Annotated in this window: 16 protein-coding genes; 11 read left to right on the top strand and 5 right to left on the bottom strand. The window is 39.2% G+C overall.

Annotated elements, in window-relative coordinates; translation table 11 throughout:
- Nucleotides 1-139 precede the first annotated feature (139 nt).
- The gene (locus KH400_RS09390; RefSeq protein ID WP_246589488.1) at nt 140-1,207 is read left to right on the top strand and encodes a sulfite oxidase; all 1,068 of its coding nucleotides are present in this window, start codon (nt 140-142) and stop codon (nt 1,205-1,207) included.
- Between the two features lie 14 nt (nt 1,208-1,221).
- On the opposite strand, the gene KH400_RS09385 is transcribed toward KH400_RS09390, so the two are convergent.
- Entirely contained in the window at nt 1,222-2,067 is an 846-nt protein-coding gene (locus tag KH400_RS09385) for a hypothetical protein (protein WP_217224191.1), read from the bottom strand.
- A 208-nt stretch (nt 2,068-2,275) separates the two neighbouring features.
- Here KH400_RS09385 and KH400_RS25275 point away from each other — a divergent pair, with 208 nt between their 5' ends.
- Nucleotides 2,276-2,398, top strand: a complete 123-nt coding sequence (locus KH400_RS25275; protein ID WP_281418675.1) for a hypothetical protein — start codon at nt 2,276-2,278, stop codon at nt 2,396-2,398.
- A 53-nt stretch (nt 2,399-2,451) separates the two neighbouring features.
- Here the strand turns inward: KH400_RS25275 and KH400_RS09380 are convergent, their stop codons facing one another.
- On the bottom strand, nt 2,452-3,627 hold the full coding sequence (locus tag KH400_RS09380; protein WP_217224190.1) for an MFS transporter: 1,176 nt from the start codon (nt 3,625-3,627) through the stop codon (nt 2,452-2,454).
- Between the two features lie 190 nt (nt 3,628-3,817).
- Here KH400_RS09380 and KH400_RS09375 point away from each other — a divergent pair, with 190 nt between their 5' ends.
- From KH400_RS09375 to KH400_RS09355, 5 genes are all read left to right on the top strand, one after another.
- The gene (locus KH400_RS09375) at nt 3,818-4,945 is read left to right on the top strand and encodes a GerAB/ArcD/ProY family transporter (protein WP_217224189.1); all 1,128 of its coding nucleotides are present in this window, start codon (nt 3,818-3,820) and stop codon (nt 4,943-4,945) included.
- Nucleotides 4,946-5,287: 342 nt separating this feature from the next.
- Complete coding sequence (locus tag KH400_RS09370) at nt 5,288-6,046, top strand: cytochrome c biogenesis CcdA family protein (RefSeq protein WP_217224188.1); 759 nt, start codon at nt 5,288-5,290, stop codon at nt 6,044-6,046.
- A 150-nt stretch (nt 6,047-6,196) separates the two neighbouring features.
- Nucleotides 6,197-7,039, top strand: a complete 843-nt coding sequence (gene pgoN / locus KH400_RS09365; RefSeq protein WP_217224187.1) for a glyoxal/methylglyoxal reductase — start codon at nt 6,197-6,199, stop codon at nt 7,037-7,039.
- Nucleotides 7,040-7,116: 77 nt separating this feature from the next.
- The gene (locus KH400_RS09360; RefSeq protein WP_217224186.1) at nt 7,117-7,413 is read left to right on the top strand and encodes a hypothetical protein; all 297 of its coding nucleotides are present in this window, start codon (nt 7,117-7,119) and stop codon (nt 7,411-7,413) included.
- 263 nt (nt 7,414-7,676) lie between these two features.
- Entirely contained in the window at nt 7,677-8,153 is a 477-nt protein-coding gene (locus KH400_RS09355) for a hypothetical protein (protein ID WP_217224185.1), read from the top strand.
- A 49-nt stretch (nt 8,154-8,202) separates the two neighbouring features.
- Here KH400_RS09355 and KH400_RS09350 read toward each other — a convergent pair whose 3' ends face one another.
- Entirely contained in the window at nt 8,203-8,922 is a 720-nt protein-coding gene (locus tag KH400_RS09350; RefSeq protein ID WP_217224184.1) for a 3-ketoacyl-ACP reductase, read from the bottom strand.
- 90 nt (nt 8,923-9,012) lie between these two features.
- The gene (locus tag KH400_RS09345; RefSeq protein ID WP_217224182.1) at nt 9,013-10,479 is read right to left on the bottom strand and encodes a phospholipase D family protein; all 1,467 of its coding nucleotides are present in this window, start codon (nt 10,477-10,479) and stop codon (nt 9,013-9,015) included.
- 401 nt (nt 10,480-10,880) lie between these two features.
- On the opposite strand from KH400_RS09345, the gene KH400_RS09340 reads away from it, so the two are divergent.
- The 3 genes from KH400_RS09340 (at nt 10,881) to KH400_RS09330 (ending at nt 12,534) form a co-directional block, all read left to right on the top strand.
- A complete protein-coding gene (locus KH400_RS09340; RefSeq protein WP_217224180.1) occupies nt 10,881-11,507 on the top strand; it encodes an FMN-dependent NADH-azoreductase in 627 nt (208 codons plus the stop codon).
- Between the two features lie 167 nt (nt 11,508-11,674).
- Entirely contained in the window at nt 11,675-12,100 is a 426-nt protein-coding gene (locus tag KH400_RS09335; RefSeq protein WP_217224178.1) for a MarR family winged helix-turn-helix transcriptional regulator, read from the top strand.
- A 218-nt stretch (nt 12,101-12,318) separates the two neighbouring features.
- Complete coding sequence (locus KH400_RS09330; RefSeq protein ID WP_217224177.1) at nt 12,319-12,534, top strand: hypothetical protein; 216 nt, start codon at nt 12,319-12,321, stop codon at nt 12,532-12,534.
- Between the two features lie 81 nt (nt 12,535-12,615).
- Here KH400_RS09330 and KH400_RS09325 read toward each other — a convergent pair whose 3' ends face one another.
- A complete protein-coding gene (locus tag KH400_RS09325; RefSeq protein ID WP_217224176.1) occupies nt 12,616-14,448 on the bottom strand; it encodes a UbiD family decarboxylase in 1,833 nt (610 codons plus the stop codon).
- Nucleotides 14,449-14,653: 205 nt separating this feature from the next.
- Here KH400_RS09325 and KH400_RS09320 point away from each other — a divergent pair, with 205 nt between their 5' ends.
- On the top strand, nt 14,654-15,523 hold the full coding sequence (locus KH400_RS09320) for a DMT family transporter (RefSeq protein WP_217224175.1): 870 nt from the start codon (nt 14,654-14,656) through the stop codon (nt 15,521-15,523).
- The last annotated feature ends 234 nt before the right edge of the window (nt 15,524-15,757 follow it).

Genomic DNA, 15,757 nt, shown 5'->3' with positions numbered 1-15,757 from the left:
GGGGGTTTTCCCCTTTAGGCGTCTTAAAAACATTTGCTAAGGATAAATAGTTTCAAAAGGGTGATTATACGATAAAAGGACAGAATAAAGTTCTTCATCAGTTAATATAAGTAAACTATTATTGGAGATTAATGGAGTGATGAAGAATATGCCTTCACATAAAGGATACCCATACTTGATCACAAAAAGTCTTGACCCGGAAAATCAAGAGTCTCCTATTCATTTTTTACCTCAGCAATACATTCCCTCATATTATTTTTTTCGGCGAAATCATTTTTCTTATCCAGTTTTAGGTCCGCAAAGCTATACGCTCCCAATTACAGGTGAAGTCATCAATCCTTATACATTTACTTACAATGAACTCTTTTGCTTGGATCGGAAGACTTTAACCGTTGTTCTTGAATGCGCAGGGAATAAACGGTCAAAATTTGATCCACGTGTATACGGTGAACAATGGGAAGAAGGAGCAATCAGTCAGGGGCAATGGCAAGGTGTCTCACTAAGTACGTTGCTCTCATATACAGGTCTATCAAAGCAAGCCAAAGAAGTGGTGTTCGAAGGTTGGGATGTTGGAGAGAAAACAGGTACAGGTGAAGTGGTCTCTTATCAACGGAGCCTTTCGCTTGCGAAAGCCCTTCATCCGGATACGATTATTGCATATGCTTATAATGGTAAAACCATTCCCTATAAACATGGCTTTCCCTTTCGACTGATTGTACCTGAATGGTATGCGATGGCATCTGTAAAATGGTTAAAAAATATTACTGTTATTGACCATTCCTTCGAAGGCCCTTTTCAAACCGATGATTATGTTTATTATCCTAACGAAGGTGAAATGAAACCTTTTCCGGTGACGACAATAAATGTGAATTCAACGATCCAGTATCCACTGAATTATACGATTATTAAAAATGGTGTTCATAGAGTCCATGGGATTGCCTGGACAGGGAAGGGTGAAATTACTAACGTTCAAATCAGTTTTGATGAAGGGAATACATGGCAAGAGGCATTGATTGAAACCGATCCTACTCATCGATACACATGGTGTAAGTGGTCAATCGATTGGAGGGTCCAGCAGGAAGGTGAGTACACCATCCAGTCAAGAGCAATTGACTCAAAAGGACGACTCCAACCACAGGAACCACATTGGAATAAAAAAGGGTATGGGTACAATGCAGTAGCTAAGATCCATGTCAAAGTTGAATGAAGAAGGTTCATCAATCATGATCTACATTTGTTTGCTTCAATAAAGACTAAGCGCTTAAAATAACTTGCTGAGTAAATCATTAGCAAATAGATGGTCAGTAAGATGGGGAATGATTTTACCTTTAATAATTGTTCTTTCATTAAAAACATATCGATAACTAGCATCGAACAGAGTAGTTTCAGTTTTGCCCTCCAACTTCCGATACGTGTTCCCCAAGCTAATAACAGTGAGATGAGTAATCCAATTGCAGGTGCAACTCTAAAATGCTCCTTCCAGGAGAAAAACCAATCAGACCCATAACGTAATTGTCGTAAAACAGCAAACGTAAAGACGATGTTCATCCAAGTTACTTGGATCATGTTGAAAAATGATATAGTTGTTACGAATAGGTTTTCTTTTTTTAGCTGGCGATACCATATGTCATTGATTATAAAAGAAATGAAAATCAACACAAATGTATACATTGTTTTCCACCAATTGTTTTTAAAAATACCTAAATAGATAAATAGTCGTTCAATCATGGAAAAGCAAACAGTAAAGAGCAGTTTTACTTTCCATCCTAAGTGAAAAGAGGTAATAAATAACGCGGTAACAGGAACATAAAAAAACTGAGATAAAACCGAGCCAAGGATATCATCTAATTGTTTTTGTTTGAGGAATTTGGGACGGTACTGATATCCACTATATAATGAAACAACAATGTAATCAAATATATAAGCAAAGCCGATATAATTTAATAATAATATGATATGCCTTTTTTTATCTTTACTTTTATAAAAAGTGTAAACAAGGATGAACAAATGGATCACACCCAACAAAAGATATGGTACCTTATTGGCCATTTTCTTCGAGCGCAACATATTCACCTCCGTATAGAATATCGATCTTTTATTATTCATCATTTTGTTTCTTCATATACCAAAAGAGAAAATGCTTGTATCACTTGAATGAGGAGATACACATCAGTAGTCTATACGACCTATGTAGTTTTTGTCAGGAGTGAATGAAACGTATTCGGTAACCCTAAAAAAGAACAACATGACTTTTCTTTTTGGGGAGGACATTACGATGAAAAAGAAACTTGAGCAAGCTGTAGAGTATGCAAATGAAACAAACCCTCATTCACGATCTGGAGGGACTCCAAACGCGTCAAAGAGAGAGAAAAAGAAGAAAACGAATCGTCATAGCTAAAATAAACGAAGCAAAACCCTCTGAGTATCAGACTCGAGGGTTTTGTGTAGGTGTTAATTTGGCTGATGCAATGATGAATGATGAGAACGTGCTACATAGATTCGATACAGGAATAAGGCGACAACGGATAAGAAAATCCCCGAAAGGTAGGGCATCCCAATGGTAAACGTATAAAGCCAACCGCCTAAAGGTGGACCAATAATTCTTCCTAACGAATCAAACGACGATAGTAAGCCCGTTGTGCTTCCATATCCTGTTGTTGATTCTTTCGTTAATAACGATGATACACTTGGACGGATGAGGCCGTTCCCAATCCCAAAGATCGATAAAAAGATAGCCGCTGTTACAAAGTTATCAATAAGTAAAATTAACGCAAAACCAATCGCTGAAATCGTAATTCCAGCTTGAATGACAACGCCTTCCCCGTATTTCTTTGTTAACCTGCCTACAAGACCTCCTTGAATCATCGCACCCACAAGTCCCATGATCATAAAGATATATCCTAATTGAACAGGTCCAAGTCCTGCTCGTTCGGCAGCAAAGTAGGCGAAGGTGGCTTCAAGGCCAGCGAGTGATAACGAGACAAAGAGCTGTAAATAAAACAGGATTGACTTTGGACCTTGAAGTTCCAGTCGCAGTGATCGTTTCTTCTTCGCACGTTTCTGCCTACTTTCAAGTGGTAATGATTCTCTCAACATGAAAAAGATAAGGAAAAGAGTAATAAAAGAGGAGGTTGCTGCCACATAGAAAGGCATCGCTAAGCTAATTTCAGAAAAAACCCCTCCGGTCGCTGGACCAAATACAAAGCCCAGTCCAATCGCTGCTCCAATAATCCCCATCCCTTTTCCTCTGTCTTCTTCGGACGTTATGTCAGCTACATAAGCCATGACTGTCGGCATATTAGCAGCAGACAGAAAGCCACCGATGATTCGAGCTGCAAATAACATCCAAAGTTCTGTTGATACAGCAAGTAAGAAAAATGATAACGCCAGGCCGAAGATTCCAATCATAATGACTGGTTTTCGTCCGATGCGATCAGAAACTCGTCCCCACATTGGTGCAAAGACAAGCTGCATGAAGGAATACGTCGCCATTAGTAACCCTAATTGTGTCGGGGAGGCTCCCATTTCCTCTGCATAAAAAGGAATAACTGGAATAATGATTCCAAAGCCAACCATGACAAGAAACATGGTTGCAAATAAGATCGATAATTCTTTTTTAAATTTCATAGGGTATATAATCACTCCAACTCAGATGATAGTCTCTGTTTAATGTCAGCCTTTGCTAATCATGGAAAAGGATAACGTTATTTATTTTAGCACAGCTCAAGTAGCAATAGAAATTTCATTTATGAATAGGTACAAAACGATACGTGCAAAATACTGTTAATCAGCCCGATAAAATGGAAGGAATAAGTCGATGCATAGAGAGGATTTTCAGATTTCAAAAGCAGAGATCGCTGCGACTTATGTTTCAACTGCATTTGGAAGTGCGATACTAACGATACCAAGAACGTTATCTGAAGAAATGGACACACCAGATGGTTGGATTTCGATCATCTTATCTGGATTGTTAATGATGATTATGCTTACGATTTATGTTCGTTTACAAAAGAAATTTCCAGATCAACATCTCATCCAATTTTTCCGGGAAGGTCATCTTGGAAGATGGTTTGCAAAACTATACAGTGTTTTGATTGTGATCTACTGTCTCCTTTTAGTGGGGCTTGTAGCAAGAATTCTTTCCATCGCAGTGAAATTATACTTACTTGCAGAAACTCCATCGGAAGTGATCGTATCCGTCATCTTGCTTTTAAGTGCATATGGTGCAAGTAAAGGACTACAAGGAATTGTGCATATTCATGCGCTATTTATACCGATTATTATTTTTGTGATGTTAGTACTAGTGTTAGCCAATCTTGGTGAGATGGAGTTTGAGCAAGTTCAACCGGTATTAGCTGAAGGCATTCTCCCTATCTTTAGAGGAGTCCCAGCTACTTTTCTATCTTTTATTGGAGTCATTCCCTTGATGTTTATTATTTTAACTAAAATGAAGGAGAAAGATATTAGCATAATCCCGCTTTATCTTGCGAGTGTGGTGCTTATTTTTTTCTTCGTCATCGTTACGATTGCTTCATATACTGTATTTACAATAGAGACGGTTAAACAGATAACATTTCCAATGATCGAATTAGCTAAACAAATTGAAGTGCCAGGCGGTTTTTTTGAGCGCTTGGAATCACTGGCGATGACGATATGGACAATGGCCCTCTTTACGACGATAGTGACTGCGCACTTTCTTGGGATTTATGTGGCAAAAGATGAGTTTTTTTCAAAAAGGGATGCCAAGCTATTGCCTAGCATCCTGACGTTCTTTACATTTCTTTTTGCCTTTATTCCAAATAATATTAGTGATTTAGAAGTGGCAGGAAAAATTACTTCTTATTTAGCTGTTTTTCTTGTTGTTTTAGGGATTAGTGCAGGTTATATCGTTTTCTGGAAAAGGAAGAAGGAAAAGAAGAATTCACAGCAACGAACGAGTGCGTAGACAACTTGTTAAAGATCAATTAATTCAGGGGCGAGTGGTTTCAAGAAATTTTTTCTGTGGGAGTTGGGGGGCGATGAAGTATATTAAATAACTCGTTGATATTTGACGATTACGATAAAAAGCATTCCTACTAATTATTTGGGAATGCTTTTTTATCGTGCTTTGGTCATTTAGAAGGTCATAATGTGGACGAGAAAAAACTATGGATAAGTGTGATCATTTTTTTTGTTCTTAACGAGATGTTAATATTTCTGTTTTATCGTAAGTAAGGAAGTTTACAGACGGGGGCTTCGGGGGTTGCAGTGTTTAAGAGGGCATTTTGTAAAAGAAAGGAAGATTATCATGACAGGAATTGAAGCAGATACAATGCTAGTTGTTGGAATGTTACTAGCGATTGGAGCTGGGGCATTATCATTTTTGTCGCCATGCGTGTTACCGATTTTCCCAGCATATTTATCATATATTACTGGAATTAATGTTAAGGATTTGCAGGGAGAGCATAAACCGAAAGTGAGGCGTCAGCTCCTCAGTCATTCAGTCGTCTTTTTATTAGGGGTATCAACGATATTTATCAGTTTAGGAGCGAGTGCGTCATTTTTCGGGCAATGGATTCAGGGCTTATTAGTCGGGGACACAGGTCTGTTCCTGCAACGAGTAGCAGGTCTGTTCATTATTATTATCGGCTTATTTATAGGAGGATGGCTCCAGATTACATGGCTGATGAAAGAGAAGCGTTTTCATTTTTCGAAAAAGCCAGCAGGTTATGTAGGTACCTTTTTTGTTGGACTTGGTTTTGCAGCTGGATGGACCCCATGTATCGGCCCGATTTTTGGCTCAATTCTACTGTTAGCTGCGAGTAACCCTGCGCAAGGAATTTTTTATACGATGATGTATGTAGTCGGTTTTTCATTGCCATTTCTCGTGTTAACGTTTTTCCTTGGTTCGACAAGGTGGATTGTTCGACGTGGTCAACTGATTATGAAAGTTGGCGGTGTGATTATGGTCATCATGGGGATTGTGCTATTTTTAGGGTTAATGCCATGGGTATCTGCGTTCCTTCTTGATCTTATCAAAGACACTTGGTTAGCGAGGTTAGGCTAGTAAGAAAGAGAAAGAATTGAATCATTTTTCTTACAGGTTTAACAATGATAAACTAGTCATGGGTATCCTGCTGCTATAGTGTGGCAGGATGCTACACGTTTCTAGAAAAAGGTGTTCTAGAACGAGGTAAGCAGAAAAGGGGGAACTAACATGCCTAGAAGTTTACAAGATGCGACAACCTTACATAATGGAGTGGAAATGCCTTGGTTTGGCCTCGGGGTCTTTAAGGTTGAGGAAGGCGAAGAAGTGATCGAAGCTGTGAAGGCTGCGCTGAAACATGGGTATAAGAGTATTGATACAGCAAAGGTATACAAAAATGAAGAAGGTGTTGGACAAGCGATTAAAGAATTAGGTGTTCCAAGAGACGAGCTATTTATCACATCGAAAGTATGGAATCGTGACCATGGATATGAGAAGACTCTTGAAGCCTTTGATAAAAGTTTAGATCGACTTGATTTAGACTATTTGGACTTGTATTTAATCCATTGGCCAGGAAAAGACACGTTCAAGGACACGTGGAAAGCGCTTGAAAAGCTTTATAAAGATGGTCGGGTTCGAGCCATTGGAGTTTGTAACTTTGAAATTCATCACCTTGAAGAGTTAATGAGTGAGGCAGAAATTAAACCGATGGTCAATCAAGTCGAATACCATCCACATTTAACACAGAAGGAACTATTAAGCTTTTGTCAAAAAGAAGGGATCCAATTAGAAGCATGGTCACCGTTAAAGCATGGGGAACTTCTTACTGAACCAACGATTTCAGCGATCGCCAAAAAGCATCAGAAAACCGAGGCGCAAGTGATTCTACGCTGGGATTTACAAAATAAAGTCGTTACGATTCCAAAGTCGATTAAAGAACAACGCATCATCGATAATGCAAATGTGTTTGATTTTGAATTATCAAAAGAAGATATGGAAAAGATTGATGGGTTGAATAAAAATGAACGTTTCGGCCCTCACCCAGATGAATTTATGATCGGTTTTGACGATTAGTAACATCGCTTTGTAAGGGCTGTACGTAAGGGAATAATTCCTATTCGTACAGTCTATTTTTTCTGGAGGTGTTTTCGTTGTACTATAGCAAAGAAGAATTAGAACGGATGCGAAAAGAAGGCGAAGAAAGAGCAGAAAAATTGGATTTAGGTCGTGAGAGACAAAACCAAAAATATCGTGCTAAGCATGGTGATCAAATCCTTTGTGTTCAATGTAAGCATGACCGTTTTGAAAAAGGAGATGCTTTATTAAATACGAGAGGGATGACGTTTTTTGATCTGGATTGGCTTAATGAATCTTCAACAACGTTAATGTGTAATCGCTGTGGGTATCTCCATTGGTACGGGATGGAAGTTACACGAATCGAGGAGTGAGTTCTCTATCAGCAGTTCAACAACAACTTTTTAACGACATTTCGGCAAAGTGATGACAAAAATACCAGTTTCTTATTGTGAAGTAGTGTTTGGCCAACAAAACAAACAAGTAGAGAGTCCTCATGAACAAAGATACCATGGCTATGCCAACATTAAAAGAATTAGAACCTTTACTTTTTCGCCATTCATGTAGGACGGTTGAATAGCTGATAGAATGATGGGAATGAATGGGATAGTTATTGTACAAAGACGGGTGGGGACATATGAATATACGATCTATCGATATACGGGCTTTACTAGCCATCATCAGTTTGCTTTTGTTCGTGTCAGGGTGTGGGACTCAAATGGATCTCCGGCACGATTACTTTTCTTTTGTAGGTGAGAGTAAAAGATGGAAACTTGAAGGTTATCAAATGGAAATCACACCTGATTCGTTTGCGGCAGGGAGTGGAATTCTTCATATGAAGGGTACGGATGAATACCATACCGATTTCTTTTCTTTTTACACGACGGTCATGATTGGGAATAAGGAACAGCGAGTTCATGGAGGTTCAGTTAGCGGGCACGGGGGGAATATCGCTGAACACTCGATAGGTACGGTGGATGGAGGGCCATATTTAAATGAAGAAGGCGAGCCAGTGACCCGAGAGGATATTGAGAAGGTTTATATGGTAGTAAAATGGTGGGATGTTAATCAACATAAGAATGTTGAAGAGCGAATCGAATTATGGCACGATTGAATTGTAAAAAAAAGACACAGATGAAACGTTTTCACCTGTGTCTTTTTTGTTATGGATTTGTCGACCAAAGGCCTGCAGATTTAATGAACACTCTCGGGTGCAGTTTAAGCTGAGCGACAATAAATTCAGCTAAGTCTTCTGGTTGCATCACTTTTTCAGGGTCGCCGTCCGTTAAATTTGCTTTATATGCCAGTTCTGTAGCGACAGTACTTGGGGTTAAGGCGGTTACCCGTATGTTGTGTTTGCGAACCTCTAATGCTAAAGATTCAGTTAAGCCTAACAACCCGAATTTTGATGCACTATAGGCACTTGTAACAGGTGCCCCTTTTTGACCCGCTGTGGAGGCAATATTGATAATGTCACCGCTGTTCTTTTCGATAAGCTGAGGAAGAACAGTTCGGGTGACATAATAAGCGCCGAGTAAATTTACGTCAATCATCTGCTTCCACTCATCAGGGGTAAGGTCGAGAAAGCCTCCAAACTTCCCGATCCCAGCATTATTAATCAAAATATCAAAAGAGCCAAGTTGGCTTGTGATGTCACCAACTGCTTTTTCGACTTGGTCAAGTGAAGAGACGTCAACGGTCGCATAGGCAACGTTTACCCCATGCTCCTTAATTTCTGATGCTACTTGTTGTAAATCTTCCTCCGTTCGAGCGAACAAGCCGATATTGACGCCTTCCTTCGCTAAAGCGAGCGCTGTTTCTTTTCCTATTCCTTTTCCAGCACCTGTTACGAGTGCTGTCTTACCCGAAATCGTTTGCCCCATAGATAGACCCCTTTCATAGCTATAAATCCAAGGATAGTATATGTCTTTTTATGTTTTACATGCAATGATAAAGCCTTCTTGTTATTGTAGCTAGAAGGTCGAGAGGCCACTCCATTCCTGAAATCGATATAAAAGCTGTTTCATTGATGAGCCATCGGCGTATGTCTCGTAATCAAGACTATACTCCCCGCCATCATTGTTCCATAACCGCTCAAAATAGTGATCGATATCGCGAATAACATCATCATCGTTAGTACCGATAAGCTTTACATTTGTTTCAAGGTTAAAGTTATCTAGGTTACGCTTCGTAAAATTTGCCGAACCGCCGAACACTTCGACCTCTTCTACACGATCAATGATCGCTAGCTTTGTATGGTACTGCTCGCCAGATGTGTTGTACCAGCGAACTTGGATTTGCTGGTCGCTTTTTTCTCTAAGCTCATGGGCGACAGGACGATTAGGTATTCCATTTTTCTCTCTGCCAAATGCATCTTTGTTTGCATCAAGAAGGACTCGAATCGTAACATCACGGGAAGATGCATCAAGTATGGCTGCTATGAGGTCTCGGTCCGAAAGATAGAAGGCGCCAATTGAAATCGCATCACTTCCACCGGTTTGTTCGATCGCAGCGAGAAGGTGTTTCTTGATCATCCCTTCCGTTAGTAATTGCAGGTGAACCCCACCGTTGTCTTCATTAGTAGGTTCACTGTGTACTGGAGTCAGTGATTCAAATCGATCAGCATTAGCTCCTGACATAACTGCAGCACTTTTTTCTGATTCGATTAGCTCCTCTAATATCTCTCCTTCAAGCGCAAAAGCGATGTTAGAGTGATAGGCACTGCCATCATGTGGGTTAGCTGATGTGACGATGGCTTCTTGTTCCGAAATCACGACTTTGCGATGATTCGCCTTAAAATTTAACAATTCAAGATAAGAACGGATCGTTACATCTGGAGAGTCGGGACTAAAAGGATTTGGGAGCCAACCATTTTCCGAGGTTCCAAACCAGCGAAAGAATGTACGCCATGCCCCCGTATAAGCTGGATTAGAATCTCGTAACGATGTCAAATCTGTCAGAATTACCTCAATCTCGTGATCACGTAATCTTTCAATCAATGGAGAGGGATACGAGTGATAAAAGGTATTGATTGGATCTGTAATGACGATGACCTCCACTTCTGGATTGTCTCGTTTCTTTGTAATAAGCTGCTCTGTAAGATCGTCTGAGAGCGATGGGAAATCTGCTGTACGGTCATATTCATCATTAAATAGAAACATATCTAAGAGGATAAACTTCTCAGCATCCTTAATAATAGAATAAATCCGTTCAAAAATCATTTGCTCATGTTGCAAAGCATCTTCGGTAGGATAGGTGAGATCAACTAAAAATTCAACTTCTTGATTCTCATGAACCTCGCCTTCAAATGATATACCTTCTGGAAGTGGTTTTACATAACCGTAGATTGAATGACCACTTATGATAAAAAGAACAACGATAAACGTAATCAAAATTGGTCGCTTTCTCGTTTGAGTTTTATCAATCACGGGTTGCCCCATTATCTCTATCCCCTTTCGTATTCTGATTGTAGGTTGTTACGATTATTATACAGAGATAAACTGAAAAGTTGAATGAGGTAAAATATAGGTAAATTGAAAGTGTATAACGTTTATACTTCCCGATCATGTATCCTACCTGGTGTCACGATCCTTTGGAAACTAACCACATTAATCTTTAACATGCATGGGGTAGTTTTGATTTACTCTGGAAGTGCTTCTCGTTGACAACGTAAATTCAATTATTTATACTAACTCATGTAATTAGTATGTGTAGCAACTATTATTTCGTGATTTTAATGGAGTAGAAGGTTCCGGAACATATTGATTGTTATGAATCTCTTTCATAGCAAATAGTTGCTATAACAACTTTATAAAATATCATTTTACGGAGGATTTTAAACATGGCAAATGTATTATTTATTAAAGCAAATGATCGACCAATTGATCAATCAGTAAGTGTTAAGCTCTATCACAAGTTCGTTGATAGTTATAAAGAAGCGAATCCATCAGATACAATTACAGAGCTAAATTTATTTGAAGAAAATTTACCATATTACAATGCCGATATGATTAATGGCATGTTCAAAACAGCACAAGGATTAGAATTAACAGCAGCTGAAGCGAAAGGTGCAGATCTTGTTACTTCTTATTTAGATCAGTTTTTAGCAGCTGATAAAGTTGTGTTCGCATTCCCACTATGGAATATGACGATTCCGGCTGTTTTACACACATATTTAGATTACTTAGCACAAGCGGGTAAAACGTTCCGTTATACTGAAGATGGTCCTGTTGGCCTAATTCCAGACAAAAAGGTAGCCCTTCTCAATGCTCGTGGTGGTGTTTATTCAGAGGGTCCTGCTCAATCCGCTGAAATGGCTGTGAATTTAGTGAATACGTTACTTCAATTTTGGGGCGTACAAGATATTTCAACAGTGATTGTTGAAGGTCATAACCAAGCTCCTGACCAAGCTGAAGAAATTATTGAAGCAGGGTTAAAGAAAGCTGAATCACTTGCAAAAGAATTTTAATTAAAATGTAAGGTATAGGGATTGTTCGTAACAATCCCTATTTTTTAATGAAATGTGAGTCCATGATTTGAAAACGAACGTTGTTCTCCTTGAAGTGATTGACTCTTTGTGAAATTTTTACTATACTAAAATGGAAAAAATAGTATAAATTAATTGATGGTGATCGCATGAAGTTATCTTTTAAGGACTATATTAGTATCTTTATTCATCAAACAGATCTTCATTTAACAAGTTTTGTAAAGACGAAGTTAGCACCGTTTAACATCGCACCAGAACAAAATTTGGTTATGATGCTGTTGTGGGAAAGAGATGGACAATCGCAAAATGAAATTTCAAGACAATTAGATAAAGACAAAACCAATGTAGCACGTATGGCCTATAATCTTGAGCAAAAAGGCTATATTACAAGAAAATGTTGTGAGAATGATCGGCGCACTCAGCGTTTGCATTTAACTGAATCTGGTCGAAAACTTGGGGACAGTGTCATCCCGATCACAGAAGAGTTTAATGAAACGGTTCGACAAGGGATTACGGATGAAGAGTTGGCGGAAGTGAAAAGAATTCTTTCCAAAATGCGTGAAAACGTACAATGAAGGCTGTTGTCCGTTTTCACGCATTTTGTAATAAAAATGATGTCGCCAAAAATGTGAGTCCATCTAACGCTTTGTAGGTGAGAAAGGGACCATTAGTACTATTTTAGTAGAGAAAAAAAGGGTTTTTGTTGCTCATTGTCAAAACTATTAATTGAGACACACCCCCTATACTGCTGTAAGCGCTTTCGTATAAAAGCACATGTGAAGGAGGAATTGCATTGGATACGGGAGATAATTTTTATGAGCGACTACCGTTACCGATACTAGCAGACTTTTATGTAGAAATAAAAAGAAATATTGATCGACATGTGTTGTCTGAGCGTATGTACACCGAAATTGAGTTAATCAAAAAAGCAATGACCCGGAAAGGGGTTTCTGAATGGGGTTTATATACGCATTCAAAACGCGCGGAAGAATTAGGGTTAAAGATGTGATGATAGACGACTGTATAGTAAAAATACAAATAACCACTGTTTGAACGATACTAGTATTCAAACAGTGGTTTTTGTATTTGGTTAATCGACCTTTACATCAGCTAAGCTTGCACCTTTTGTAAATAACCGTTCAATCTTTTTTTCCACCGTTGGATCTGGAATCAGTGGAGGTGCGTGATGTGGTTTGATGCGAGCATCAATGATGACCGTATCACAGCCCCAATGCTTATGCTCATAAAAGCTGTTCACACCGTACATATCGTGTGAAGGATTGCTACGAGTGAATGTCGCCCAGAGAAAATTATTGATGTTCTCACTCATAAATTGACTATCATCACAAACAATGACCATAGGACATGAGTCTAGTGAACCTCTCTGTTTGATCGCATCCGTGAATGCGTTCATTTCGCCCGCAGCTACTTGATAGTCGGTAAAAGCCTTCCCCTCAATCGCAACAATCCCAGGCATGACAAGTCGAGCACCATTGAAGTTACGTAATTCTTTTAGCTCCTCGGGGACATCCGTGCATAAGTCACGTTTTTTGTCACCGTAAGCTGCGACTACAACTTTACTGCCTTTATTTAGCCCTGTACCTGAATAATCAAGCGTATCAATCGTCGTGTTTGTATGAAAATGAAGGTCACGAGTGAGGTCGATTCGCTCTAAAATGTACGTTAAGAAATCAACTTCATGGTGCGTATCAATTGGCTCTCCGTCCTCAGCTGTAATAAATAAATACTTGGCAAGGCTTAATTGGCCTGTCCCCAATATACGATGGGCAATGGTTAAAAGTTCTGCAGGCTGTTTCACTTTTTGATACGGTGTGTAGCGTTCGCTACCGATCGCAAATAATAATGGGTGTACACCCGCTGCATCAACGGCATGAACTTCTTTGACACCAGGGATTTCCTGCTTTACAGCATCACCCGTTAACTCATGAATAATCGCTCCAAAAGCTGTATCCTCTTGAGGTGGTCGACCAACAACTGTAAACGGCCAAATCGCATTTTCTCGTGCGTACACTTTGTGTACCTTCATCACAGGAAACTCATGGGTTAGACTGTAATACCCTAAATGATCTCCAAATGGCCCTTCTGGTTTTGTTTCACCAGGATGAACCTCACCTGTAATGACAAAATCTGCATCGTGACTAATCGCGTACCCATCGACATAACTATAGCGAAAACGTCGCCCACTTAAGAGCCCTGCAAATGTCATTTCACTTAACCCTTCTGGTAAAGGCATCACCGCGGATAGCGTATGTGCCGGTGGTCCGCCGATAAATATACTCACTTTCAATGGTTGACCTTGTCGATTTGCTCGCGCTTGATGAACACCAATCCCACGATGAATTTGATAGTGAAGACCAATGTCTTTATTCATTTCATAGTCATTGCCGCTAAGCTGGACACGGTACATCCCTAGGTTCGAATTCATAATCCCAGGCTTGTCTGGGTCTTCTGTATAAACTTGAGGTAAGGTGACAAACGCCCCGCCATCATCAGGCCAGTGATGAATCAGTGGTAAATCAGATATTGAAATTTCTTTTGTGCCAGCCGGTAAGCTGTTCGATTTTTTAGGTAATGCCTTTGAAGCGGCAATCCCTGAGTTTAGGTGCGCAAACGGATTTTTGATAGCTTTCATAGGATCATTTCGCAAGCTGATTACATTTTGCGTTGAGTCCCATGTTTTTCTAAATAGAAATTTACTGCGTTCGACAGTTCCAAAAAGGTTTGAGACGGCTTGGTAGTTTGTCCCTTTAACATTTTCAAATAAAAGGGCAGGACCACCAGCTTCATGAACCTTAAGGTGAATAGCAGCCATCTCAAGGTAAGGATCAACTTCTTCTTTAATTCTTACTAAATGACCGTGTTTCTCTAAATCAAGAATACTCTCTTCTAAATTTCGATACATATGTGCATTAACTCCTATGCTTTGTCGTTTCTTGTATTATACTAGATTTATTCAGTTGTTGTCTTGGATGAACTGTTTCCAGTCGTTTGGTTGGTAGAAAATAATCGAGGGCTGATTGTTTCTTCAAAAGGGGATAACCTATATTTTTTTCATAGAACTTGTTACAATGGCAGTTGTTTGCAATAAAAGAAAGGAGGGAGACGAGATGTCGAAAGGTTTAGCATATGTATTCGTGATCCTTGGTGCTAGTTTGTGGGGGATTACAGGGTTATTTGTTCAACATCTGTATACATTTGGCTTTACACCTTGGGAAGTTGTTGGTATTAGGCTGTCATTTTCAACCATCTTGCTCGCTCTATTTTTACTAGGATATAATCGAGATCTTTTCAAAATAAAAAGAAAGGATTTTCCTTATTTTGTCGGAACTGGTGTTGTTAGTATCGCATTTTTTAACTATTGTTTTTTTACAGTCATGGAGCATGCAAATCTCTCCATTGCCGTTGTTCTCTTATATACAGCCCCAGTTTTTGTGACACTGATGTCTAAATTCGTATTTAAAGAATCATTTACGGTCAAAAAGCTCCTTGCGTTGTTTGTCGTCCTGATTGGTTGTGGATTTACGGTTGGATTGATTCCTGGAGGGAACTTATCAATTGGTTATTGGACGCTAATTTTGGGAATCGGATCTGGTTTGTTTTATGCGTTGTACTCGATTTTTGGAAAGTTCGTCAGCCAACGCTATCACGTATTAACGATAACTTTTTATTCGATGCTTTTAGGTGCGCTGTTTGTTATCCCGACGAGTGCATTATGGAAAAAAGCGGAAGTATTTACGGAACAAAGTGTCCTAATATATGGTGTATGTTTGGCATTGTTTGCGACCGTTTTAGGATATATTTTTTATACGCTTGGTTTGAAGTATGTGGAATCAAGTAAAGCATCCATTCTCTCAACGATTGAACCAGTTGTTGCGATTGCTGTTGGTGTGATCATTTTTGGTGATCTTTTAACAGGGTGGAATGTGATTGGAATCGTGCTTATATTAGTATCTGTTCTGCTAACGATTCAGAGGTAGGCTAGTCATAATTTGCAAAGGAACTTTACGAGGCGAGAGTTCCTTTGCTTTTTTTAATATAATGGTTATTTATGCTAGAGCTTCCAGGAAATATACTTGTAGAGATAGGGTATAGCAGTAGGAACAGAGAATGCTGGAATCATCATGTGAAACAAGAGCTAAATTGTTTTCGGGAACTGTAATGAAAAATATTTTAATAGAACGATGAAAAGCCGTTGATTTGATTTCAGAATT

The organism is Desertibacillus haloalkaliphilus, from assembly GCF_019039105.1.
GTDB classification, from domain to species: domain Bacteria; phylum Bacillota; class Bacilli; order Bacillales; family KJ1-10-99; genus Desertibacillus; species Desertibacillus haloalkaliphilus.
The sequence above is the reverse complement of the archived record's forward strand: the minus strand, read 5'-3'. Positions and strand labels throughout refer to the sequence as shown.

Coding starts and splice junctions, on each gene's coding strand:
- KH400_RS09390 (WP_246589488.1), top strand. CDS start 140: ATGAAGAATATGCCTTCACATAAAGGATACCCATACTTGATCACAAAA.
- KH400_RS09385 (WP_217224191.1), bottom strand. CDS start 2,067: ATGTTGCGCTCGAAGAAAATGGCCAATAAGGTACCATATCTTTTGTTG.
- KH400_RS25275 (WP_281418675.1), top strand. CDS start 2,276: ATGAAAAAGAAACTTGAGCAAGCTGTAGAGTATGCAAATGAAACAAAC.
- KH400_RS09380 (WP_217224190.1), bottom strand. CDS start 3,627: ATGAAATTTAAAAAAGAATTATCGATCTTATTTGCAACCATGTTTCTT.
- KH400_RS09375 (WP_217224189.1), top strand. CDS start 3,818: ATGCATAGAGAGGATTTTCAGATTTCAAAAGCAGAGATCGCTGCGACT.
- KH400_RS09370 (WP_217224188.1), top strand. CDS start 5,288: ATGACAGGAATTGAAGCAGATACAATGCTAGTTGTTGGAATGTTACTA.
- pgoN (WP_217224187.1), top strand. CDS start 6,197: ATGCCTAGAAGTTTACAAGATGCGACAACCTTACATAATGGAGTGGAA.
- KH400_RS09355 (WP_217224185.1), top strand. CDS start 7,677: ATGAATATACGATCTATCGATATACGGGCTTTACTAGCCATCATCAGT.
- KH400_RS09350 (WP_217224184.1), bottom strand. CDS start 8,922: ATGGGGCAAACGATTTCGGGTAAGACAGCACTCGTAACAGGTGCTGGA.
- KH400_RS09345 (WP_217224182.1), bottom strand. CDS start 10,479: ATGGGGCAACCCGTGATTGATAAAACTCAAACGAGAAAGCGACCAATT.
- KH400_RS09340 (WP_217224180.1), top strand. CDS start 10,881: ATGGCAAATGTATTATTTATTAAAGCAAATGATCGACCAATTGATCAA.
- KH400_RS09335 (WP_217224178.1), top strand. CDS start 11,675: ATGAAGTTATCTTTTAAGGACTATATTAGTATCTTTATTCATCAAACA.
- KH400_RS09325 (WP_217224176.1), bottom strand. CDS start 14,448: ATGTATCGAAATTTAGAAGAGAGTATTCTTGATTTAGAGAAACACGGT.
- KH400_RS09320 (WP_217224175.1), top strand. CDS start 14,654: ATGTCGAAAGGTTTAGCATATGTATTCGTGATCCTTGGTGCTAGTTTG.